A 22,774-nucleotide genomic window follows, 5' to 3' on the forward strand; every position below is an offset into this window, starting at 1 on the left:
CTAGTCATCGCGACTGGCTAGCAGTAACCAAACAAAAACACAGCTTGCGAAATATTGGAAGGCTCCGTTTAGCGACATCGCGCCTGCTTGTGTTTGCCACATTTGCATCAAGCTGCCACCGAATACGCCAAAATATCCAAACCAGACGATGATGCCAATACCAGCACCCAACAATGCAAACCGCTTAGCGCGATTGAATGTTGCGGCATCTGCTCGGCGCGCAGACCATAGGTCAAAAGCACCTTTCGCGAGAATAATTCCAGCCAGTATCTCAGTTGCAATAATGACAACGACAGCTAACCAAACGATGGTGCCATTGGTAATGGACGGAATAATTGAGTTTGGATAAACAATATGATCTTGCAGGGATAAAACGTAAGCAATAGCGCCATAGCAAGCATCAATATTGGCGATATTTTGTAGGGCATAAAGCAGGCACATTAACGCGAGCAATAACACAAACACGCATTTTAGAGTTCTAATCATGAGTTGGCTCTCCCGTTGTGAACGCTGGAAGCCGATACAACGTGGCGAGAAGGGGAAGAATGCGTTCTTAACCGCAAGTCTAGTCCATAAAACTGATATGCAGCAGATATTTTGTCGAAGCGCTTAGTCAGCGGTAAGCGATTCGGTAACTATGGCTTTAACATGAATGTGAGTAGTGTCGTAGAGTGGGACTTTCGTATCTGAATTATTGATGAGCATACCGATTTCAGTGCAGCCGAGGATGACACCTTGAGCACCTGCGCTGGCAAGTTCATCAACAACTTTAAGATAGACCGACTTGGATTCTGGATGACATTGGCCATGGCAAAGTTCGTCGAAGATAATCCGATGAATTTGTTGGCGCTCTGCGAGTTCTGGTACGAGAACACGAATACCCTGTTGCTCTAAGCGCTCCCGATAGAAGTCTTGTTCCATAGTAAACTGGGTACCGAGTAGGCCAACGGATTCAATGCCGTCCTGTTTGAGTCGTTCTGCCACCACATCAACAATATGGAGCAATGGAATACGAACCGCTGCAGCAACTTCGTCGGCTACTTTATGCATGGTGTTGGTACAAATCACCAGGAATTCAGCGCCCGCTCGTTCGAGTGCTCGCGCGGCATCCGCCAGAATCACTGTAGTCGCTGCCCAATCGCCACTATGTTGTAAGCGCTCAATTTCCGCAAAATCGACACTATAGAGCACCAGCTTTGCCGAGGCATGCCCACCAAGCGCCGCTTGTACCTGCTGATTCAGCAAACGATAGTAAACCTGAGTGGATTCCCAACTCATACCGCCAATCAAACCAATCGTTTTCACGCTATTGCTCCATTACCAACGCCAGTAAACACATCCTATCATCACAACCAAAGGCGTTGTTCATCTTGTTTTCATCTTAGGTTCAGGACGTGTTCAGGCCGCATCATTAAGCTCAACATCCCAAATAAAGAGGAGTTGAGTGATGAAGACAAAATTATTAGTCACCGCTGTAGCGTTCGCTTTGAGCAGTTCTGCACTAGCACAAGTTGCTGACTCAGTGATTGCTGAGCAGCGGGCACAATTAGCTGCAAATACAGAAGGTAAAGGTTTTGGTCCGCAATCACCACGTGACTTGGACCAAGAAGATGGCAACAATTTACGCCTGTTTAGTAAAGCACCAAGCCATACCCAAATGAATCTTTGTAATATTCATTTTCATGCTGCGGCGGAGCACAAAGGTGGCGAATTCACCACTTATGCCGGTAACGGTGATGGTGAAGGCTACAACACTGGCTATGTCTACAACGGAACGTTGGCGCAAGAATTATTAGCACCGCCAAGTCGTGCTATTTGTCCGGGCTCCAAAGGTTCGTTGCAGTCTGGCGATACTATTGAAGTGCATTATGTATTCTCGAGTGCCCAAGTTCAGCCTGGTGCTACGCTTGGCTCGTGTCTCGCCGACGGCACCATGAACCCGCAACTTCGCGTTGAAGGTCAGGTATTGGTATTGGTCAATGATGAAAATGCGGCTGATTTTCAGCAGTTAGCGGCGGTCGGTACCGAAAACGGTTATCACCAAGCACTCAATATTCCAACCAACACTGGCGATCCAATTGAGTACGCAGGATCAACTACCGGACCCGCTTACAATACTCAAGGCTCACCACTGCAGGTCTCTTGGAGTGTTCGTCCTGAAGTGGCTTACGTGAACATCGACAGTGTCGGCGCTTGGTGTGACAGCAACCCATTTGAAGAGCGTGCCGCTCACGGCGTCCGTAACTTAGTAATCAACCCCGATCTGATTTCGGACATTGATGACTAGTAGGGCTTAGCGGGTGCCAAAAATTTTGTCGCCCGCATCGCCAAGCCCGGGCATGATATAACCGTGCTCATTAAGGTGCGAGTCAACGGCTGCGGTGAAAATGCGGACATCTGGATGCTCCGCATTGACTGCTCGGACGCCTTCTGGCGCGGCCACCAATACCAACACACGAATATCGCGACAGCCTTTGTTTTTAAGCATGGTGAGGGTGGCATTCATCGTGCCTCCTGTGGCTAACATAGGGTCGATGACCAACGCCGTGCGTTGATCGATATCCGCCACCAGTTTTTCGAAATAAGGCACCGGCTGCAACGTTTCTTCGTCACGATACAAACCAACGACACTGACCTTTGCCCCCGGGATCATACCCAGAACACCGTCTAACATACCTAAGCCAGCGCGCAGAATCGGTACCACGGTCACTTTCTTGCCTTTCAGTTTCTCCACTTCAATAGGCGTGCTATTCCAACCCTGAATAGTGTGTGGCTCTAGCGCAAAGTCCGAGGTCGCCTCATAGGTTAAAAGGTTTCCCAGCTCGTTCGCGAGTTCGCGGAAACTCTTGGTGGAAATCCCTGCTTCACGCATGAGGCCAAGTTTATGTTTTACCAGGGGGTGTTGAATCAATTCTACATTCATAGGTATCTCTGCGGTTTGCTCTGGGCTGTCGGACGTTATTTATCATATACTAGCCGAGGCAAAAGTCATGTTATGGAGCGACGTTAGCAATGAAAGTGGGTGTGTTTGATAGTGGTGTCGGTGGTCTAACGGTAGCTCGGTCATTGCAGCAAAGTGGCTGCTTCAGTGAGCTTCTGTACTACGGTGACACCGCGCGTGTGCCGTACGGGAACAAAGACAGTAATACGGTCACGCGGTACGCGTTGGAGGCCGTTGAGTTTTTCAATGGCGCCGACGTCGATGCCCTTGTTGTTGCCTGTAACACCGTCAGTGTGACTGCGTTAGAGGCAATGCAGAAGTTCTCCAATAAGCCTGTTTATGGTGTACTTGAACCTGGAGTGATGGCGCTACAGCAGCTTGCAGCCGAACCCTCTTCAGCGCGAGTACTCGTAATCGCCACGCGCTCAACCATCAAGTCGAATGCCTATCAGCAACGTATCGCTGACCTCGGTTTCCAACATGTTACCGCCATGGCCACACCCCTGTTTGTGCCTATGGTAGAAGAAGAAATTTACGCAGGGCCAATTCTTGACGAAGCCTTCAAGCATTACTTTCGTATGCTTGAAACGCCAGATATTGTGTTGCTCGGTTGCACACATTTTCCGCTCTTAGCAGACAGTATTTCGACCTATTATGGCGGCGCTAAAACGATTCATTCCGGTGAGGCGATGGTAGCATGGCTGAAGCAGCACCTTGATCTCGAGGCTCGGTTCGACAAAACACCCATTCAGATCCTAGCCACCGAGAACGTCGAGGCAGTAAAACGCACTGCGCTGCGCTGGGGCCTGAATCTCTAACGAGTTATACGGGCATTGACCCAACGATTGAGCGAATGCGGCGATAGTTTAGCAGCCAGCGCTGCTAGCTTAGTTTGTATGCCAATGTGCCAATGCATTTTATTGCCTTTGTAGTGCGCCATTCGCCATATGGCTAAGGCAATGTCAGCCGGCTCTAATCGAACACCGAGCTTGCGCATCGCTGGTGTTTCCGGACCCTCAACCATGGCGGTCTTGACGAACAGTGGTGCCGCATCCATGACTTGAATACCCTGCGGTTCCCACTCGAGACTCAAGGCTTCGGTCATGCCTTTGACAAAAAACTTACTCGCCGAATAACTCGCTAGTTGAGGTTGACCAAACAGGGCACTTGCCGAACACATAGTAATGACGCGAGCCTCGCGCCCGCGGCACAAATACTGAAAAGCTGCATGGCAACCATGCATCACGCCACTGCAATTCACATCAATTAAGCGTGCGTGGTCAGCAGCGGCGGTGGCCGTGAAGTCTCCAGACACTAAAATTCCTGCGTTATTGAATAAGACATCGAGAGTACCGTCGCTACAGAATTGTCCAAGTGCGCGGTGCCAAGACTCAGCGGAGCGAACATCGAGGTGTCCTGTCATAATCTGTTCGGGGAACGCCACGGATAGAGCGGCCACTGCTTGTTCGTCGATATCAAAGGCACCGACTCGCCAGCCTCGTGCCGCAAAATAGAGAGCGGTGGCGCGGCCGATACCTGCTGCTGCGCCTGAAATAAATATCGATCGTGTCATGTTGGAGTTCCTGTTAAACCCTGGTCCCAAGGAGGCGTTTCACCATAATAATCGGCGCTAAAATCCAGAAATGCACGCACTTTACTCGCGAGCAGAGTTCGGTGTGCATAGACCGCATAGAGTGCCAGAGGCTCCGGCACATGTTGGTTCAGTACCGGTAACAGTGCGCCCGAGGTTATCGCCTCACTGACTATGAAGGTCGGTTGAATGACTAATCCAGCGCCAGCGATAGCAGCACGAGTGAGCACGTCACCATTATTGGACACCATGGTATGGCGACTTTGTAACCATGTTTTCAGCAGCGGACTGGTATCATCTTCCATCAAGCTATAGTGGAGCAGCTTATGGTTTTTAAGGTCATCTAGCTTGTGAGGCGTGCCCTGTTTAGCTAAATAATCTGGTGCCGCGCAAATGACTAATCGTACTGGAGCCAGACGTTTCGCAATGAGCGAGGAGCTTTTGAGTTGGCCAATACGCAGTGCTAAGTCAAAGCCCTCATCTACGATGTCGACTTTACGGTCATTCAACTGCACATCAAAGGTTACTGCGGGGTACTGTTCTTGGAAGTCATGGAGAAGCGGAGCTAAATGAGCAATGGCAAAAGATACGGGGGCACTAATCCGTATTTGACCAGTGGCGCTGGATTGTAAGCTCCCGAGATCATTTTCAATATCGTCGATTTCTTGGAGTACCTGCCGTGCGCTCAACTCATAGCGCATACCGGCTTCAGTTAAATGCACACGACGCGTGGTGCGATTGAGCAGCCTAACACTTAAATGCGCCTCGAGTTGCCCCACGTATTTGCTCACTAACTGCGGTGACATTCCTAAACGCTCAGCTGCACGCGTGAAGCTGCCTTCGCGCGCGACAGTGATAAACGTTCGCATAGCATCGAGTCGGTCCACATGAATCTCAATTATCAATAGAACGTTGCTAATTATAAAATAAATACCATATTAATAACAGCATGTGTTGATAGTAAAGTGTTGTCCATGCTTGTGGTATCAGCATTTCATCGATTATTAAGAGGACATAGTTATGAACAACCAATTTATTCAGAAAGTATTGAGTACCAATGCCGGTTGGGCAGCGTTTGTGTTGCGGGTTCCAGTGGGTTTAGTGCTAGCTGCACACGGCGCGCAGAAGCTGTTTGGATGGTTCGGCGGTTATGGTTTAGAGGGCACCGGACAATGGATGGGTAGCATTGGTTTAGAGCCAGGCTACATCATGGCATTGTTAGCTGGCTCAGCTGAGTTTTTCGGAGGTCTAGCATTGGCGGTTGGTTTGTTGACTCGTCCAGCTGCTATCGTCACGGCGTTCACCATGCTGGTTGCCGTTTTTGCAGTGCACTTTGAAAATGGCCTCTTTATGGCCAATAACGGCTACGAGTATGCGCTTGTCTTATTCGTGGTGAGTGTAGCGCTAGCAATTCAAGGCGCCGGTAATCTTTCTGTAGATAAAGCGCTGAGCGAGAAGTAATCATGGATGTAGCGTTCATTTCACACGGCGGTGGTCCTTTGCCTTTATTAGGTGATGCGCGTCATCGTGAAATGCGGGAGGTGCTGGCGGACATGCGCCGCCAGCTCCGACAACCTGAAGCCATTATCGTGATTAGTGCACATTGGGAGGCACAACAACCGACCATTACCGCGGCGCAGTCGCCAAGCCTACTTTACGACTATACGGGCTTTCCGCCGGAATCCTATGCCATTCAGTATCCAAGCCCGGGTGCACCAGAGTTGGCATTGGAACTTCAGGCGGCACTGGCGGGATTTGAGCCACAACTCGATGCTGAGCGCGGTTTGGATCACGGCGTGTTTGTGCCGTTAAAACTGATGTATCCAGAGGCGGATATACCGGTTGTTCAAGTGTCACTGATGCGCTCATTAGACCCGGACCTGCATTTGCAACTCGGTGAGGCTTTAGCGTTACTGCGACATCGCAATATTTTGGTATTGGGCTCAGGCTTTTCCTTTCACAATATGCGAGCGTTTTTCAATGCCGATTCCGTAGAAAGTGACGCCAAGAACTTAGCTTTTGAGGATTGGTTAGTCGATAGTTTGACGGCTCCGCAGTACAGTCATTTGCAACGGTGGCAGCGGCTCAAAAACTGGGAGCAAGCTCCATATGCACGTTTCTGTCATCCGCGAGAAGAGCATCTATTGCCATTGCACGTGTGTTTCGGACTGACTCAACGAGCCCCCGATCAATTTTACCGTCCTCAAGTTTTGAACAAGCGTTGCGGTATGTTCTTGTGGCTTGCAGCTTAATTGAGCGGAACAAGTAAATCTGGAGTAAAGACCCGTTGCGAAAGCAGTTGCTGTGCTAGTTTTATCTTTACTTTGTGAAGTCCTATGCATTGATTGCAAGTGAATGGACGCAAGTAAGGAGCTACGCATGAACAAACTAATTATAGCGACTGTTACCGCATCGCTCGCCCTCACTGGGTGTGCGAATAGTGGTTGGAGCAATACTCAGAAAGGCGCCACCATTGGAGCCGTTGCTGGAGCATTGATTGGTAAAGGCACGGGCGACCATGATAAAAGCCGATATGTTTGGGGTGCTGCTGTAGGCGCACTCGCAGGGGCGGCTGTTGGTAACTATATGGACCAACAGGAAGAGGAATTCCGCCAAGAGTTGGCCGGTAGTGGCGTTCAGGTTATCCGTGATGGCGACAACATTCGCCTGCAGTTACCCAGTAACATTACGTTTGATACCAACAGTGCAGTGATCTCGCAAAGCTTCGCGCCTGTGTTAACGGACGTCGGCAAAGTACTCCAGCGTTATGAAAAAACCACGTTGGTGATCGAAGGCCATACCGACAGCACGGGTTCAGCTGAGTACAACCAGCGCTTGTCAGAAAATCGCGCACTGGCCGTACGTAACCAACTGAATGGTAATGGGGTCGACAGCCGTCGCCTTACGACCTTAGGTTTTGGCGAATCGCAGCCGATTGCCAGTAATGAAACGGCAGCGGGTCGTACCCAGAACCGTCGTGTTGAGCTGCGCATCGTACCGAATACTTAAAGCTAAACAGATACTTCAAATAGAAAGCGCTAGTTGCCTTGAGCTGCTAGCGCTTTTTTATGGCTGACAGAAAACGAATAACGGTATTGCGAATCGTTCGCATTTGCATTATCATTTCCGCCATCGTTGTCACCATTAAAGGAAATTTCTGTGAAAGCCGTATCTCGTGTAGCAATCGCCATCTCTGCAGTTCTAGCTGCGCAAGCTCATGCTGATCCACAAACTTACGAAGCAATGGAACGTCTGCAAATATTAGGTCACAAGCAAAGTGGCTACTTGGCCGAGGATCAACAATCGGCAAGCAAGCTGGACCTCAGCATCAAAGAAACCCCGCAAACGGTCACCGTGATCACTGCTGAAAAGCTGCGAGACTTCGCGTTGACGGATCTAAATTCAGCCCTCGAAAACTCGGCCACCGTGAATGTTGAGCAAGTGGAGTCTGATCGTACTTACTACACATCACGCGGCTTTGAGCTGAACAATTTTCAAGTGGATGGATTGGGTTTGCCACTGATCAATAGCAATTCTCATGGACGTTTTGATACAGCAATGTACGAGCGAATTGAAATTGTGCATGGCGCTAACGGGGTCATGACTGGAGTCGGAAGCCCATCGGCCACCGTTAATTTAGTGCGTAAGAAACCTACCTCAGAATTTCGTGGTTCGGTCAGTGGTAGCTTGAGCTCATGGAGTGGTAAGCGGCTCGAGGGTGACTTTTCAGGTGCGTTCAATGACTCATTCCGCGGCCGTATTGTCGTGGTTGGCGATGATCGCGAATCATACCTCGATCGCTATGCCAACCAAACGCAAATGGTTTACTTGGTTGCTGATTATGCACCTACGACCAATACTTTAATCACATTCGGTCATAGCGAGCACAACAGCGAAACGGATGGCAACCTCTGGGGAGCATTGACCCTCTATTACGGTGATGGTACGCCGACTAATTTTGATGTGTCGACCAATATTGCAGCTGACTGGTCGCAGTGGGATGTGCGCGAAAGTCGCAGCTTTATTGACGTCGAAACAGCGCTCTCGGATATGTGGACACTGCGTTTCGCCTACAACCGAGTACGTACCGACGAAGACAGTTTCTTGTTTTATACCTATTTGGCGGACCCTGCGGTCGGGCTCGATCCTGACACTGGTTTAGGACTGATTGGTTACGGCAGTGAGTATGACTTAGATGACGAACAAGACACTTTCGATGCATACGTAAGTGGTTCGTTCTCTGCCTGGGGACGTGAACATGAAGTTGTCGTGGGTGCAAACTACTCACGTCTCGATTATGTCGATGTTTCGCTGTATGACTTCCATACCGGCAATGGCTTCCCAGTGATGCCTGCGCTGGAGAATTGGAATGGTAATACGCCATTCCCAGAATTTACTGATGGCCAAGATGGCAGCACAATTGAGAACACACAGAAAGCGTTTTACGCGCAAACCCGACTAGCCATTACCGACAACTTTAAGGTACTTCTCGGAGGTCGTTGGAACGACTTTGAGCGCAACGGAATTGGCTATGGCGTGGACCAGTCGAGTGCAGCGGATGAATTTATTCCGTATTTCGGTGCTACTTATGCACTGACACCAGCAACGACTGTCTATGCATCCTACACCGAAACCTTCCAAGCGCAGAACTTGCGTGACCGTGACTTCCGTCGTTTACCGCCGCTGACAGGTGAGAGTTCAGAAGTTGGTTTCAAAACGGAGTTGTTTGAAGGTGCGGCATTATTGTCGGCAGCGTACTTCAACGTTGAACAGGTGAATCTGGGTGTCAGCGATGGCACTGTGACCAACCCAAATACGGGCGCGCCGGAGCAAGTCTATCGCGCGGCAGATGGCATCACGAGCAAAGGCTTTGAGGTGGAGCTCACCGGTCAAATCATGCAGGGTTTGCAAGGCACCATTTCGGCATCGGCTTTCGATATTGATGGTGATCAACTAGTCAAAGACTACACGCCGGAAAATTTATTCCGTACGTCATTGACCTATCGGCCGGCGACGATAGAAAACCTGAAGTTTGGCGCGACCTATTTGTGGCAAGACACCATTTCACGTTTCCAAGGTGTGGTGGGAGAGTCCTACGCCAACGCTGGCGCGGATATTGTGACCACACAAGAGGCATACGGGCGCTTAAACTTGATGGCGAACTATCAGTTTAGTGAAGCGCTCAGCCTAACCTTGAACGTACAGAACGCAACGGATGAAAAATACATCAATAGTTTGCTCTGGGCACAAGGCTATTACGGTGCGCCCCGCAATTACTCCGCGACACTCACCTACTTGTTCTAAGAGTTATTGACCATGCGTAAAAGCTTGCATAAATGGCATGGCTGGCTGGGGATCATTTTTATGGTCCCCTTTCTGCTTATTTGCCTAACCGGAAGTATTCTGGTTTTTAAGAAAGAAATTGATGGTTGGTTACTGCCCGATGTCGCGGCTTTGGCACCAAGCAACGAACCACGATTACCCCTCAATACACTGAAGCAGCGAGTGAATCAGCAGTTACCTGACTATGAAATTGGGAGCTGGGAAATCTTTCCGGCAGGTCATGATGAAGCGGACCGTGTATTTGTGATTAAAGAGGGCACGGATGCTTGGCACAAAGTGCATTTAAACCCGTATACGGGTGAACTGCGAAGCTTGCCAACAGAGCCGGGTCACTACTTAACGGATTGGTTATTGGAACTGCATTACACGCTGTTGTTGAATGACTTAGAAACCTTAGACTTTAACTTCGCGACTGAACACTTCGGTCTATTGATTACCCTAGTGTTAGGGCTGTTTTTGCTCTTTATGGGGATCTCTGGGCTGATCATGTATCGGCGGTTTTGGGCACGCTTTTTCACCTTGCGCTGGGATCACCGATTGCTAGTCGTATTCAGTGATTTGCACAAAATGGCGGGTACCTTTGCCTCGCCAGTGTTGCTGGTGTTGGGTATTACCGGCGTGTACTACAACGGGTTAATTTTCTACGAAGAATGGACCGAACATGGCGGTGGCCAAGAGCACCACATCATGACCGAGCGCCTGTATGCCGAATCGGTCAATATTGATGAGCTGGTAGCCGACAGTCAGACACGGATAGAGGGTTTCAAACCGACATACGTACTGTTTCCATTCGAACCAGAGTTGCCGTTCACAGTATTTGGGCGCGCCCCGACAGCAAACCCGCTGCTGAGTAATTATGGCAGTGTTTCCAACTACGATGCTTGGTCTGGCGACTATTTGAGTACTTACAACTTAAATGAACAAGGAGCAGGCATGAAAACGCTGGATGCATTTCGGCGTCTGCACTTTGGCAGTTGGGGCGGTTTAGGGGTCAAAGCACTGTATAGTTTTGTCGGTTTATTGCCGTTGTTGCTGGCCATTACCGGTGGCTATATTTGGTGGCAACGTCGCAATAAACGACAGCGCCGGCGCACTTACTAAAGCACTTCGAACTGGCGAAAATCCCTGCTACTATGAGGTTCACTTGAGTTGATTGAGCAGGGATTTTCCGTGTACGACGTGGTCATTATTGGAAGTGGTTTTGGTGGCCAAATTGCTGCTATTAACTTACGTAAACGCGGACTGAATAACTTTCTCATATTAGAACGCCGTGATTTCATGGGCGGCACTTGGGTACAAAATAAATATCCCGGTGCCGCTGTTGACGTGCAATCCCCGCTTTATTCACTGTCGTTTGAACCCTACCCATGGACGCAGATGTACGCCGAGCAACCTGAGCTCGAGGACTACACGAATAAAATTATTGAAAAGTATGGTCTGCGTGAGCAAACGCGCACCGGGCAGGATGTCCAGCAATTAGATTGGTGTGATGACCATTGGCAAATTCAAACCAAAGCGGGTGACATTTTCCGTTCGCGCAGTGTCATCAGTGCATCAGGGCCGCTCAGTCAACCACTGACACCCGAGTTTCCGGGGCATGACACCTTTCAAGGTGAGCAATTCCATACCAATGCATGGAACCATGACTTCGATCACAAGGGGAAACGGGTAGCTATTATTGGAAGTGGTGCTAGTGCCGCTCAGGTCATTCCTGCTATTGCCTCTGAGGTTGAGGCGCTGCACGTTTTTCAACGCTCTCCGCATTGGGTGTTACCGCGACACGATTGGAAATTTGGCAAAGTGGCGCGCACGCTGCTGAAGTGGAAGCCGATGTATCATTTGCTCCGCAAAACTATTTATTGGGCACTGGAATATCGGGTCATTGCGTTTAAATACTCAAAGCGGCTGATGCGTTTCATTGGTCAATCGGAAGCCGAACGCTTTATGCGAAAAACGATCAAAGATCCCGAACTGCGTCAGAAGCTGACGCCCGATTATCTGATTGGGTGCAAACGTATATTGGTATCAAGCACGTTATATCCAGCGTTGCAGCGCGACAACGTAAGCTTGCATGACCGGAACGACAGTATTGCGCGAATCACTGAGAGCGGCATCGAAACCGCCCAGGGCATACAACTCAAGCTCGATGCGATTGTTTATGCGACCGGTTACCAAGCCACCGATGGCTCGATTCCTTTTCGCGTGACGGGGCGCGACGGCAAAACGTTAGAGCAATTTTGGGAAGAGTTTCCGCGCGCCTATTTGGGTACGAGCATGCCAGGGTTTCCGAATTTGTATTTGGTCACTGGACCCAATACGGGCATTGGCCACACCTCCGCTTTGTTTATTATCGAATCGCAAATGAAGTACATCCTGCGCTGCTTGCAAGAACTGCAAAATTCACCTGCATTGAGTATTGAAGTGAAGCCTGCTGCGGAAGAAAAGTACACTGACATGATTCATCGCGAAATGCGTAACACGGTGTGGCAAGTTGGCGGCTGCAACAGTTGGTACAAGAGCAAAAGCGGACGTGTGATTGCCATGTATCCGGGGTTTAGCTTTGTCTACCGCTGGTTGGCGAGCCGCTTTAAGCGGCATCACCACCAACTGCGTTAATGCTTACTCGGTCGGATTAGCTTTGTGCGTGGCATTCCAATTCATGGCCTGCCAACGGCCATCGCGCTCAACTAAAACGCCGCTGTTCAGATATTCCTGACGCGTTCCGTCTATGGCGGTAGCGACTAGGGTAAAGTTGACAATGGCTGCATCGCCCGCCCACTTCACTTCTAGGTTTTCGGCGCTGTACCAAGAGTTCACCTCATCATCTGGAATTCGCACGGCGTCTTGCATGCCTGACATCAGCTGTTCGCGACCAAAGCGAATACCACTGGAACTGGTATAGGTGAGATCTTCTGCCCAAAAAGAGCCATGAATAACCTTGTCATTGACGCTGGCGCCATAGAGGAAATGATCAATAGTTTTAGCGACCGAATCTGTGCGATTGGAGTGAGTCGCCTCTGCAGCGAGAGCAGTACTGCTGACCCCTTGTAGTGCGAAAAGCAGAGCACAAAACAAAGTCATTGAGATGAAACGCATGGAATTCTCCTTGTTATTTTTCATGCTAGTATGACAAAGAATACGAGGAAAGAAATGCAAGAGCGAGGATTACCCATGGCAAGCTCAGCAAGCATGGCGGTTACAGCAACAGAAGTACTGAATTTTTGGTTCAAAGAGCTCACTCAGCAACAATGGTTTAAAAAGGACGCTGAAGTCGATGCGATCATTCATAAACGCTTTGCGGCGACCTATGAAAAAGCGGCCGCAGCTGAGTTGTGGGTGTGGCGAGAGAGTTCACGTGGACGTTTAGCGGAAATTATTGTGCTTGACCAATTCGCGCGTAATTTGTTTCGCGATTCCGCCCGCGCATTCGCTGCCGATGCATTGGCACTGGCGCTTGCTCAAGAGGCTGTGGCAGGCGGACATGATAAGCAGTTGCCGACGCTGCAACGTGCATTTATGTATATGCCTTACATGCACAGTGAATCACTGGCCATTCATGAAGAAGCTGTGCGGCTATTTGATCAGCCTGGGCTTGAATACAACCTTGAGTTTGAGCACAAACATAAAGTGATTATTGAGGAATTCGGGCGCTATCCGCATCGGAACCAAGTACTTGGGCGTGAATCGACGCCGGCGGAGATCGAGTTTTTACAGCAGCCAGGCTCTAGCTTTTAACCTTTGCCCAAAGGCAGCTGTCGCGCTGTTGTAGCACTATCATCTGCAACTCCAGCGCCGCTAGCACTCGTAACAAGGTACTGACGCGCCCGTCGCCTTTATTCTCAATTTTTGAGATGACGGCTTGGGTGGTATCGACTCGCTCGGCGAGCTCAGTTTGAGACCAGCCCAGTGCGTTGCGAGCAGTTTTGATTGCAGCTGAAATTTCGGCGGTTGTTTCAAGACGCATAGCGCCCCCAATATATGCAAATAAATATAGTAAACACTAAAAGACTTTAAAGCGCTAGTGGTTACTGGTTACTAGTTACTCGAAAAAAACATGGCGAGTAGCCAATAGCTAGTAGCCAATAGCCATTACTCTGTTTTGAGGATCCCATGGAACTGACAGCGATTCGTACTCCTTATTTACTACTCGACCGTCCGCGGATGTTGCGTAACATCCATCGGTTGCAAGCTCGTATGGATGCTCTCGGAGTCGTGTTGCGACCGCATGTTAAAACAGCGAAGTCAGCGCCTATAGCAGAGCTGATGTGCAAGCATCCGTTGGGTCCGATAACTGTGTCGACTATCAAAGAGGCCGAGTATTTCGCGGAGTATGGCTATCGCGACATCTTATATGCGGTGGGAATCAGCCCAGATAAGTTAGAGCCGTTGGCTGCTCTCATGCACAAGGGTGTGAAGATAACCGTGTTGTTAGATAGCGCTGCTCAGGCTGAAGCTGTGTTGGCAGCAAATCAGAAATGGAATACTGGTATTCGGGCAGCAATAGAACTGGATTGTGATGGCCATCGTGCGGGTCTGGTGCCCGGTGATCCAGATATTCTGGTGATTGCGCGTCAATTGCACGAAGGAAATGCCCTAGCAGGCGTTTTATTGCATGCAGGTGGCTCTTATCACTGCGAAACGGATGCCGAAAAGGCTGCAGCTGCCGAAGCCGAGCGACAAGCTGCGGTCAGCACTGCTGAATCCATTCGTGCTGAAGGTATGCAGGTGTCTATGGTGAGTGTGGGTTCGACGCCAACAGCGCACTATGCTGAGAATCTTGAGGGTGTGACCGAAGTCAGAGCAGGCGTTTATGTTTTTCAAGACCTAGTAATGGCAGGCATTCACGTCTGTGCACTGGAAGATATTGCGATTGGTGTGGTGGCAACGGTTATTGGTCATCGCCCCGATAAGGGTTGGATTCTTTGCGATGCGGGCTGGATGGCACTATCACGTGACCGCGGCACAGCCAAACAAGCGGTCGACCAAGGCTACGGCGTCGTCACTACCCTCGATGGCGAGGTTTATCCCGATTTAATCGTCGCCAATACCAGTCAAGAGCATGGTGTAATGATGTTACGCGAAGGCAGCGAGGCTGTATTACCAGACTTACCGATTGGCACTAAAATCTGTGTGTTGCCAAATCATGCCTGTGCCACCGCGAGCCAATTTGAAGAGTATGTGGTGAGTGATGACCGCCATACGCAAGCGACGCGCTGGTCACGAATCAACGGTTGGTAGTGGCAAGGATTGCTTTATACTCATTTGCAGATAACGGCATGACACTGAGTCGATTACCTTTGCGCACCAATGCGCAGTCTGCCAGTGCGGACAAGGTTTTCAACTCTGATAGCGGAATAATGCGGGGAAATTTGTCGACAAAGCACAAGTCTACGGCATCCCAACGTGGCTCTGTAGCTGAACTTTTTGGATCGTAGTATGCTGAGTCCGGATTGAATTGCTCGGGGTCCGCATAAGCAGCACGGGTTACCTTGACGATGCCAGCTGTGCCAATGTGCTTGCAGGATGAGTGATAGAGCACCACATGGTCACCCGGTTGCATGCTGCGCATAAAGTTACGCGCTTGGTAATTGCGCACACCGTCCCACATGAAATCGCGTTGTGGTTCGTGCGCAAAATCATCGATGCCCAACTCATCTGGCTCAGTTTTCATTAACCAATGATTCATAAAAACACAGTGAATAGTGAATAGTGAGTAGCAAACATATTAACCTAGGCTAGACTATCTCGGTAGGTTTTACCGTTATCTGTTTACTATTCACTGTTCACTATCTCTTGGAGTAAAGCATGTCGTTAGCGAAGCAAGTAGGTGGTTTGTTTGGATGGCTCGCGCTGTCGTATTTAGTTGCCTTTGTCGGCGGTATCGGTTCAGCCAATGCCCCAGTGTTTTACCGTGAGCTGATGTTGCCTGACTGGGCGCCCGCTGCATGGTTGTTCGGTCCAGTTTGGACAGCGCTTTACACGCTAATGGGTATAGCCGCTTGGTTAATTTGGCGCGAGTACGGTTTTACCGGCGATGCAAAACGTGCACTACAAATTAACTTTATTCAGTTGGCACTGAATGCACTTTGGAGCTGGTTGTTTTTTGCATGGTACTTAGGCGCTATCAGCTACATTGAAATCATCATTCTCTGGGGTGCGATACTCATTACTATTGCGGCTTATTGGCGGGTGAACCGCGCGGCTGCGATTCTATTGATTCCGTATTTAATGTGGGTGACCTTTGCGGCGGCATTGAACTACAGCATCTGGCAACTTAATCCAGGTGTTTTATAAAAAAATACCGGCCTAGGGATGGCGCCCACTAGGCCGGCTCAACACAGTCGTCGGAAGGCGACTGCGCAGACTCACAAAAGAGAGACTAGAGTATAGCGACAAACCATGAACCTAGATTGAGTGGTACATGAACAGAACATGAAAATTACGAATTGCGGTGAATAAGGCGGTAGCCGACCCCTCGCACCGTTTCGATCAACGTGTTGTCGGTATCGTTGAGCTTGAGACGCAATCGCCGAATATAGACATCCACAACGTTGGTAAGCGGGTCTTCGTGCGTTCCCCATACTTTATTGAGAATACGCTCTCGCGACAGTGCCGTATTCGGGTGTTTCAGGAAGAATTTCAGTAGGTCAAACTCTTTGCTGGTTAAATCGAGCGTAGAACCGTCCAAAAAGGCTAGATGTTTATCGGTATCCAGCACAACCGAGCCGTTTTGCAGCAAGGTTGCGGTCGGAGTTGTTGCACGTCGTGCCAGTGCCTCCAAGCGAGCAACCAACTCATCAAAGTCGAACGGTTTTCCTAAGTAGTCATCAGCTCCCGCGCGCAAGCCAAGAATTTTATCGTCGGTTTCATTGAGTGCGGTGAGCATCAATACTCGTGTCGAATTTCCTTGTTGTCGCAGTTCATGCAGTACAGCCAATCCATCTTTCTGCGGTAGCATTCGGTCTAGAATAATCACATCGTAGTCACCCGCGAGAGCCAGCTGCAAGCCGGTTTTGCCGTCGCCCGCATGGTCACAGCGGTAGCCCTCAGCTGTCAATCCTTTGAGAAGGAATTGGGCAAGTCGCTGTTCATCTTCCACAATGAGTAGGTTCATGCCATCTCTCTCTGTAATTCTCTCGGTAACACCACGGTCATCTGAGTACCTTCACCCACCGTGCTGCTGGCCGTCAGCCGACCGCCATGCGCCGTCGCAATTGCCTTGGCCACAGCGAGCCCTAATCCCATACCTTGCTCATGTTTGCTGGTTTGTGCGCCGCGATAAAAGCGTTCAAAAATAAACGGTAGTTCGTTGGCTTCGATGCCATACCCAAAATCTTCAACGACAATAATTAAGTCGGCTTCCGAAATCTTTGCGCGCAAGATAATTTGCGTATTCGCTGGTGAATAGCGAATTGCATTCTCAATGAGAATGACGAGTAATTGACGTATGCGCTCAGCGTCGATCACGGCACTTGCTACCGAGTCTTCAGCGCATTCGATTTGAATTTGATGGTGCTCAGATAGCGCTCGTGTATCTTCGACAACGCTATGCAGCAAGCGCACGACATCGACGGGTTGCCGATTGAGTCTAAGGCTGTTGGAGTCAGCTCGGGCTATAAATAATAAATCATCTACCAAGCGTGACAGTGCAACCGACTGCTCCAGGACACATCGCAAAGCGGTTCTATATTCTTCGTGGTCACGCTGTTCTCGCCGCAATGCGACCTGAGCTTCACCACGAATAATCGTCAGTGGCGTTCGCAGCTCATGGCTGATATCGGCAAGGAAATTACGACGAATAGAGTCACTGCGTTCTAACGCGGTATTGGCGGACGTTAGCTCTGCAGTTCGCTGAGCAACTTGATATTCCAATTCTTCACGTGTGCGTTCGACTGCTCGAAGCAATGACGAAACACCCGCTAGGGTGATTACGATAGCTAAAATAGCAAGGCTAATAGCGGTCCAAAGTATGATGACGTGGATACCATCAATGCGGCTATTGAGTGCATCAACTACGTTTTGTTGTCGCGTAACGGCAGCGTTTATAGCTTCGCGAAAACCGATATCTATTCGTTCTTCAAGGATGAAACGAATGCGGTCGTCGTAATCGACAGGGTCGCTGTTCTCAACAATCTGCTCGAAGTCAGCAATGATGCTATCAATCAGAGCTTCGAGTGCGTCAGTGTCTTCGATACTACCTGCCGTAAATTCGATCCCGAGTGCTTCGCGCTGTTGTATCTCCAGCAATCGAATCTTACCCAATGACTCCGCAATAATGGCGCGCTTGTTGCGCACGGCAGATTGATTGGCAAACTGACCAAATAAAATTTCATCAGTGAGTTGTTTAAACAATCGATAGGAGGTGCTGGAAAGCTGCAAATGTTCATTAAGAAGGGCATTTGCGGTGTTCATTTGCCCGATTTGATTTAAGGTCACGCGTGATGACCACAGCACCATCACTGCCGCTAAAACGACAATCAACAAGCTAACAATGGCAAAGCGAAGCAGCTTTTTTTTGAACATGTGAATCAACGCTCGCGGTCATAATACTGCTTCAATTAACGCTCATTCTGCTATTAGGATCACTACCGAGCTGAACGTCGCGCTTGATATTCCGCATCGCTGAAACCGAGCTTCAATCGGTGAGAAAGCTCACGCATGGATGCCATTTGTTCATCAGTGAGTGCCATTTGGCAGCGCATTTGCTGGGCGACACCACTCATTCGCCGTTCAAGGTCTGCACCAGCTTGAGTCAGTTCGACAAATTTGACGCGATCATCATTCTGACACGCACTACGCTGAAGTAATCCTTTGTCCTCTAATTTTCGAACTAAGGGTGTGAGCGTACCTGAGTCAAATTGAGTTTCCGCGGACAAATTTCCCATGCGCATTTTACCGCCATGCCATAATGCGAGCATGACTACGTATTGTGCATAGGTTAGTCCGAAAGGTTCGAGTATGGGACGATACATACGGGTTATAGAGTTTGCCGCGCAATACATCGCGAAACAGAGTTGTTCGTTAAGCGGCAATGTCACTCGAGAAGTCATATGCATTCCTTTCCTACTGTCTTATTTTAGTATTCACTAAACTGCAAGCAAACGTAAAGACCTTTTGACTATTAAATAGCCTGATTACCTTGCATGCAAGTAATTATCTGCTATGGTTAAGTCAGTTTTTAATTTTCACTTCGTCTTTGTTAAGGAGTCAACAAATGGAAGCACTTTATACTGCCACAGTCACTTCAACGGGTGGCCGAGACGGCCGCGCGCAATCGGATGACGGTTTACTTGATGTAAAACTAGCACCTCCGAAAGAGCTCGGCGGACCTGGTGGTGCAACGAATCCGGAACAACTATTTGCTGCGGGTTATTCAGCTTGCTTTCTAGGTGCGTTGAAGCACGTTGCTGGGCAAGAAAAAACCAAGCTGCCGGACGGTTTGAAACTCACTGCGAATGTCGGCATTGGCAAACGCGAGGGTGGTTTCCAAATCGCCGTTGACCTGCATGTTTACCTACCCGGCATGGCTGATGATCAAGCGCAGACTTTGGTAGAGAAAGCCAACGAAGTGTGCCCATACAGCCACGCCACTAAGGGTAATATTGACGTTAATCGTCATGTCCATACCGAAGACTGAGCGGTATTAACCGCTCAGCCACTTGGTCAATAGTGGCAGTTGTATGAGCACATTGACCGGGAACGTGACCCCTAAAGAAGCCAACATAGCCATGCCTATGTCGGCTTTTTTTATGGCCGCACGAATGGCTGCTGGCGCCGCAATATAGGATGCACTTGCAGTTAATGCACCCAAAACGAGCACGCTACCGAGCGGGAGTTGCAGCCACAAACCAAGTCCGAGACCCAGCCAACTCAGTGCAAATGGTGTAAGTGCCGCAAACAGCACGAGGCGCCAGTGCTGTAGGGGCAGCGGGGTGCAAATGCGTGCTGTACATAGACCCATTTCTAACAGGAACAGTGCAAGCAATACTTTAAACCCGTCAATCACCATGCCTTCGATAGGAGCCAGCCCTTTCGGGCCGTATAGCGCACCGATAATGACACCACCGAGTAATAAAATCACTCCACGACTGGTTAAGGCTTCTACCCATACCGACCATAGAGATGTAGGTTCGGTGCTTTGCTGCTGTTGCCGATGCTGATAGTAGGCGAGCATCAAGATAATCGCCGGCAGCTCAAGAATCACAAGATACAGCGTAGTATCGCCCGCCAGAGGCAGTCCAGCGCTCTCGGCTAACGACCAGGCGACAGCGAAAGTACCTGCACTGACCGAGCCATAGTGAGCGGCAATGCTGGCGGCATTTTCCATATTGAGTTGTACTATTTTACTGAGTATCGGATAGACAATAAGCGGGATGATGATACCGAGCAGAGCAATGAGTCCAAGGTGACCAAGATGAATCGAATCGCCACTGCCATGCAGTGAGAGACCACCTTTAACACCGATACTTAGCATAAGCAGTATGGTGAGAATATCGTACACAGAGGTCGGGACTTTAAGATCGGATTTGAGTACACCGGCAATCAATCCTAATGCAAAAAAAGCTATCACTATATCTGGCATATATCGGTCCTTGAGACAGTAAAGAATGAAGCGGAGCGATTATGCGCGAACTCGAGCATGTTTAATAATTAATATTATTATGCTTTACTATAGGTAATTATCTATATAGGTGTTTTGCCATGGATAGTCGCCGTATCAATTTTCGGTTACTGCAAGTGTTTCGTGCTGTAGTACAAGCAGGTTCGATTTCTCAGGCCGCCCGCCAGTTGCACCTCACTCAACCTACCGTGTCACTTCAGTTGAAATCGTTGCGTGATATTGTCGGGGAGCCCTTGCTCGAGACCCATCGCGAAGGCATTACGTTGACTCCTGCGGGAGAATATTTTTATCAAGCTGCGGGTGATGTGCTGGGTCGATTTGACGATCTGGGTCAGCAGTTACAGCGTTTCCGCGGTGGCGAGGTCGGGAAGTTGACGATTGGACTTGTCACCACCGCCAAGTATCTTGTGGCCCAATTACTCAGTAGTTTTGCCGAGCAGTTTCCAGATATTGAAGTGATCCTGAATATTGCCAATCGCGGTACCATACTGGAACGATTTCGTGATCAAGCTGACGACTTGTATTGGTTCAGTCATCCGCCGACAGGTACGGATGTAGATGCAGAACCTTTGGTGCGAAATCCGCTACAGCTGATTGCTCCGCCGAATCATTGGGCCGCAGGTCAGACGATTACTTTTTCGCAGCTCCACGAGGAACGCTTCTTAATTCGTGAACCAGGTTCTGCGACGCGAATGCTGTTTGAGGCTTGGTTGAGTGGTCAAGGCTTCGGGTTACGGCAAACTATGCAGATTGAAAGTAATGAAGCTATTCGACTTGGTGTAGCGAGCGGACTTGGACTCGCTGTGATTTCGGAACATCCACTAGCACACGGAGCAGAGCAAGTTGCCACGTTGAAAATCAAGGGATTTCCCTTACAAAGCTATTGGTACTTAGTACGTCACCGACAGCGTTATGAAAGCTATGCTGCACATACCTTCGTCAGTCATGTACGCGAGCGCTTGCCGCAAATTATCGAGTCACGCTGGCTAGTGCCAACCACGGAGGCATGATGGAACAGTCACAACTAAAACGAACGACAGGACTACCCGGTGCGGTTCTCCTTGGACTTGGCTCAATTATCGGTACTGGCGCCTTTGTGAGTATAGGTTTTGGTGCCGAACTCGCTGGTAGCTATTTGGTTTGGGCTATCGCTCTGGCTGCAGTGGTGGCAGCCTGCAATGGTTTATCAAGTGCGCAACTGGCAGCCATTCACCCAGTTAGCGGCGGTACCTATGAGTATGGCTACCGATTCTTGAATCATGACCTGGGTTTCACTGCCGGGTGGCTATTTGTACTGGCAAAAAGTGCATCGGCGGCTACAGCCTCTTTGGCTATCGGTAAGACAGTGGCACATGCTATCGGTTGGTCAGGCTATGCAGAAGTCGGAATCAGTATCGCAGTGCTTGCGCTTTTGACCGGGTTGGTGATGGGAGGTCTGAAACGCTCGAATCGCGCAAATGCAGTGCTGGTCGCTATCGCCATAGCTGCCCTTGTTTTGTTTATTGGCTACAGCTTCACTCTGGACCCTGTGCCATCCGTTTTAGATGCGGCACAAGAGCCGAAGCACTGGAGCGATATACTTGCAGCAGCGGCACTGCTGTTTGTCGCCTACACCGGTTATGGACGTATTGCGACTATGGGTGAGGAAGTCACTGAGCCGCGGCATACCATACCACGCGCTATTGTGACGACTGTCTTGGTGGTCACTATTCTGTATATCTTTATCGGGGTGGCCTTACTTAACTTTCCTTTAGGTACAGCGCAGAGCTTAGTATTAGCTGATTTGGTGCTGGCAGAGCACGCACCTAGGTGGGTCTATTTTGCTTTAGCGATTGGCGCCGTTATAGCCATGGCGGGCGTCGCTTTAAATTTACTACTTGGGGTATCGCGCGTAGTTTTGGCGATGGCGCGAAGAAAAGATCTACCACCTGCTTTGGCAGCGCTGAATCCGCAGCGCACGTCGGCACCAGCGGCGATATTATTTACTGCAGGGGTAATGCTAGCGCTGGTACTCATCGGTGACTTGGAACTCGCTTGGTCATTCAGTGCTTTCACTGTATTGGTCTATTATAGTTTGACCAACTTAGCAGCTCTGCAGGTGAGTCCCGACCTACGCTTTGTCCCGCGTTGGATTTCAATTCTTGGTCTTTTGGCCTGTTTATCACTCGCCGCATTTGTTGACTTGAGCGTGTTGGGTTATGGGATCGGCTTGATTGTTATTGGACTGATTTGGCATCGTGTTCGCTACAGCGCAGCCGCAACCTCTGAGGACTAAATA

At 49.6% G+C, this 22,774-nt stretch carries 26 protein-coding genes; 14 read left to right on the forward strand and 12 right to left on the reverse strand.

Annotated elements, in window-relative coordinates; genetic code table 11:
• Together CWE22_RS09175 and CWE22_RS09180 are read right to left on the reverse strand one after the other, a co-directional pair.
• Positions 1-486, reverse strand: a complete 486-nt coding sequence (locus CWE22_RS09175) for a DUF2165 family protein (RefSeq protein WP_169931133.1) — start codon at positions 484-486, stop codon at positions 1-3.
• Positions 487-609: 123 nt separating this feature from the next.
• On the reverse strand, positions 610-1,305 hold the full coding sequence (locus CWE22_RS09180; RefSeq protein WP_169931134.1) for an aspartate/glutamate racemase family protein: 696 nt from the start codon (positions 1,303-1,305) through the stop codon (positions 610-612).
• Positions 1,306-1,447: 142 nt separating this feature from the next.
• Here CWE22_RS09180 and CWE22_RS09185 point away from each other — a divergent pair, with 142 nt between their 5' ends.
• A complete protein-coding gene (locus CWE22_RS09185; protein ID WP_169931135.1) occupies positions 1,448-2,287 on the forward strand; it encodes a delta-class carbonic anhydrase in 840 nt (279 codons plus the stop codon).
• 6 nt (positions 2,288-2,293) lie between these two features.
• On the opposite strand, the gene upp is transcribed toward CWE22_RS09185, so the two are convergent.
• A complete protein-coding gene (gene upp / locus CWE22_RS09190; RefSeq protein WP_169931136.1) occupies positions 2,294-2,923 on the reverse strand; it encodes a uracil phosphoribosyltransferase in 630 nt (209 codons plus the stop codon).
• Positions 2,924-3,012: 89 nt separating this feature from the next.
• On the opposite strand from upp, the gene murI reads away from it, so the two are divergent.
• A complete protein-coding gene (murI, locus tag CWE22_RS09195) occupies positions 3,013-3,759 on the forward strand; it encodes a glutamate racemase (protein WP_169931137.1) in 747 nt (248 codons plus the stop codon).
• On the opposite strand, the gene CWE22_RS09200 is transcribed toward murI, so the two are convergent.
• Positions 3,756-4,514: an SDR family oxidoreductase gene (locus tag CWE22_RS09200; RefSeq protein WP_169931138.1), complete on the reverse strand. Its 759-nt coding sequence runs from the start codon at positions 4,512-4,514 to the stop codon at positions 3,756-3,758. The two genes, murI and CWE22_RS09200, sit on opposite strands and share 4 nt — an antisense overlap.
• Positions 4,511-5,401, reverse strand: coding sequence for a LysR family transcriptional regulator (locus tag CWE22_RS09205; RefSeq protein ID WP_338052912.1), 891 nt, complete (start codon positions 5,399-5,401; stop codon positions 4,511-4,513). Before CWE22_RS09205 ends, CWE22_RS09200 begins: the two co-directional genes overlap by 4 nt.
• Positions 5,402-5,552: 151 nt before the next feature.
• Between CWE22_RS09205 and CWE22_RS09210 the strand changes: the two genes are divergently transcribed.
• The 6 genes from CWE22_RS09210 to CWE22_RS09235 all read left to right on the forward strand — a co-directional run bounded on the left by CWE22_RS09210 (position 5,553) and on the right by CWE22_RS09235 (position 12,491).
• Positions 5,553-5,993 carry a DoxX family protein gene (locus CWE22_RS09210; protein ID WP_169931139.1) on the forward strand — a complete coding sequence of 147 codons (441 nt, stop codon included), beginning with the start codon at positions 5,553-5,555 and terminating at the stop codon, positions 5,991-5,993.
• 2 nt (positions 5,994-5,995) lie between these two features.
• On the forward strand, positions 5,996-6,784 hold the full coding sequence (locus tag CWE22_RS09215) for a DODA-type extradiol aromatic ring-opening family dioxygenase (RefSeq protein WP_169931140.1): 789 nt from the start codon (positions 5,996-5,998) through the stop codon (positions 6,782-6,784).
• A gap of 127 nt (positions 6,785-6,911) precedes the next feature.
• Positions 6,912-7,541, forward strand: coding sequence for a YiaD family glycine zipper/OmpA-like lipoprotein (locus tag CWE22_RS09220; RefSeq protein ID WP_169931141.1), 630 nt, complete (start codon positions 6,912-6,914; stop codon positions 7,539-7,541).
• A gap of 150 nt (positions 7,542-7,691) precedes the next feature.
• Complete coding sequence (locus tag CWE22_RS09225; protein ID WP_244596038.1) at positions 7,692-9,836, forward strand: TonB-dependent siderophore receptor; 2,145 nt, start codon at positions 7,692-7,694, stop codon at positions 9,834-9,836.
• Positions 9,837-9,848: 12 nt separating this feature from the next.
• Positions 9,849-10,976, forward strand: a complete 1,128-nt coding sequence (locus CWE22_RS09230; protein ID WP_169931142.1) for a PepSY-associated TM helix domain-containing protein — start codon at positions 9,849-9,851, stop codon at positions 10,974-10,976.
• A 48-nt stretch (positions 10,977-11,024) separates the two neighbouring features.
• A complete protein-coding gene (locus tag CWE22_RS09235) occupies positions 11,025-12,491 on the forward strand; it encodes a flavin-containing monooxygenase (RefSeq protein WP_244596039.1) in 1,467 nt (488 codons plus the stop codon).
• Between the two features lie 3 nt (positions 12,492-12,494).
• On the opposite strand, the gene CWE22_RS09240 is transcribed toward CWE22_RS09235, so the two are convergent.
• Entirely contained in the window at positions 12,495-12,971 is a 477-nt protein-coding gene (locus tag CWE22_RS09240) for a nuclear transport factor 2 family protein (protein ID WP_169931143.1), read from the reverse strand.
• Between the two features lie 75 nt (positions 12,972-13,046).
• Here CWE22_RS09240 and CWE22_RS09245 point away from each other — a divergent pair, with 75 nt between their 5' ends.
• The gene (locus CWE22_RS09245) at positions 13,047-13,610 is read left to right on the forward strand and encodes a DUF924 family protein (RefSeq protein ID WP_244596040.1); all 564 of its coding nucleotides are present in this window, start codon (positions 13,047-13,049) and stop codon (positions 13,608-13,610) included.
• On the opposite strand, the gene CWE22_RS09250 is transcribed toward CWE22_RS09245, so the two are convergent.
• The gene (locus CWE22_RS09250) at positions 13,600-13,839 is read right to left on the reverse strand and encodes a helix-turn-helix domain-containing protein (protein ID WP_169931144.1); all 240 of its coding nucleotides are present in this window, start codon (positions 13,837-13,839) and stop codon (positions 13,600-13,602) included. The genes CWE22_RS09245 and CWE22_RS09250 overlap by 11 nt on opposite strands.
• 146 nt (positions 13,840-13,985) lie before the next feature.
• Here CWE22_RS09250 and CWE22_RS09255 point away from each other — a divergent pair, with 146 nt between their 5' ends.
• Positions 13,986-15,113 carry an alanine racemase gene (locus tag CWE22_RS09255; RefSeq protein ID WP_169931145.1) on the forward strand — a complete coding sequence of 376 codons (1,128 nt, stop codon included), beginning with the start codon at positions 13,986-13,988 and terminating at the stop codon, positions 15,111-15,113.
• Here the strand turns inward: CWE22_RS09255 and CWE22_RS09260 are convergent.
• Complete coding sequence (locus CWE22_RS09260) at positions 15,100-15,561, reverse strand: EVE domain-containing protein (RefSeq protein WP_169931146.1); 462 nt, start codon at positions 15,559-15,561, stop codon at positions 15,100-15,102. The two genes, CWE22_RS09255 and CWE22_RS09260, sit on opposite strands and share 14 nt — an antisense overlap.
• A 119-nt stretch (positions 15,562-15,680) precedes the next feature.
• Here CWE22_RS09260 and CWE22_RS09265 point away from each other — a divergent pair, with 119 nt between their 5' ends.
• A complete protein-coding gene (locus tag CWE22_RS09265) occupies positions 15,681-16,169 on the forward strand; it encodes a TspO/MBR family protein (protein WP_169931147.1) in 489 nt (162 codons plus the stop codon).
• A 145-nt stretch (positions 16,170-16,314) separates the two neighbouring features.
• Here CWE22_RS09265 and CWE22_RS09270 read toward each other — a convergent pair whose 3' ends face one another.
• The 3 genes from CWE22_RS09270 to CWE22_RS09280 all read right to left on the reverse strand — a co-directional run bounded on the left by CWE22_RS09270 (position 16,315) and on the right by CWE22_RS09280 (position 18,925).
• A complete protein-coding gene (locus tag CWE22_RS09270; RefSeq protein ID WP_169931148.1) occupies positions 16,315-16,989 on the reverse strand; it encodes a response regulator transcription factor in 675 nt (224 codons plus the stop codon).
• Positions 16,986-18,398 (reverse strand): sensor histidine kinase, encoded by a 1,413-nt coding sequence (locus CWE22_RS09275; protein WP_169931149.1) that lies wholly within the window; start codon positions 18,396-18,398, stop codon positions 16,986-16,988. The genes CWE22_RS09270 and CWE22_RS09275 overlap by 4 nt, the downstream gene beginning before the upstream one ends.
• 62 nt (positions 18,399-18,460) lie before the next feature.
• Positions 18,461-18,925, reverse strand: a complete 465-nt coding sequence (locus CWE22_RS09280) for a MarR family winged helix-turn-helix transcriptional regulator (RefSeq protein ID WP_169931150.1) — start codon at positions 18,923-18,925, stop codon at positions 18,461-18,463.
• A 164-nt stretch (positions 18,926-19,089) separates the two neighbouring features.
• Here CWE22_RS09280 and CWE22_RS09285 point away from each other — a divergent pair, with 164 nt between their 5' ends.
• Positions 19,090-19,512, forward strand: coding sequence for an organic hydroperoxide resistance protein (locus CWE22_RS09285; RefSeq protein WP_169931151.1), 423 nt, complete (start codon positions 19,090-19,092; stop codon positions 19,510-19,512).
• A 6-nt stretch (positions 19,513-19,518) separates the two neighbouring features.
• Here CWE22_RS09285 and CWE22_RS09290 read toward each other — a convergent pair whose 3' ends face one another.
• Positions 19,519-20,457: a sodium-dependent bicarbonate transport family permease gene (locus CWE22_RS09290; protein WP_169931152.1), complete on the reverse strand. Its 939-nt coding sequence runs from the start codon at positions 20,455-20,457 to the stop codon at positions 19,519-19,521.
• Positions 20,458-20,576: 119 nt separating this feature from the next.
• On the opposite strand from CWE22_RS09290, the gene CWE22_RS09295 reads away from it, so the two are divergent.
• Complete coding sequence (locus CWE22_RS09295) at positions 20,577-21,506, forward strand: LysR family transcriptional regulator (protein WP_169931153.1); 930 nt, start codon at positions 20,577-20,579, stop codon at positions 21,504-21,506.
• Complete coding sequence (locus CWE22_RS09300; protein ID WP_244596041.1) at positions 21,503-22,771, forward strand: APC family permease; 1,269 nt, start codon at positions 21,503-21,505, stop codon at positions 22,769-22,771. The genes CWE22_RS09295 and CWE22_RS09300 overlap by 4 nt, the downstream gene beginning before the upstream one ends.
• Positions 22,772-22,774 lie beyond the last annotated feature (3 nt).

Source organism: Pseudidiomarina aestuarii (genome assembly GCF_003987355.1).
GTDB lineage: Bacteria > Pseudomonadota > Gammaproteobacteria > Enterobacterales > Alteromonadaceae > Pseudidiomarina > Pseudidiomarina aestuarii.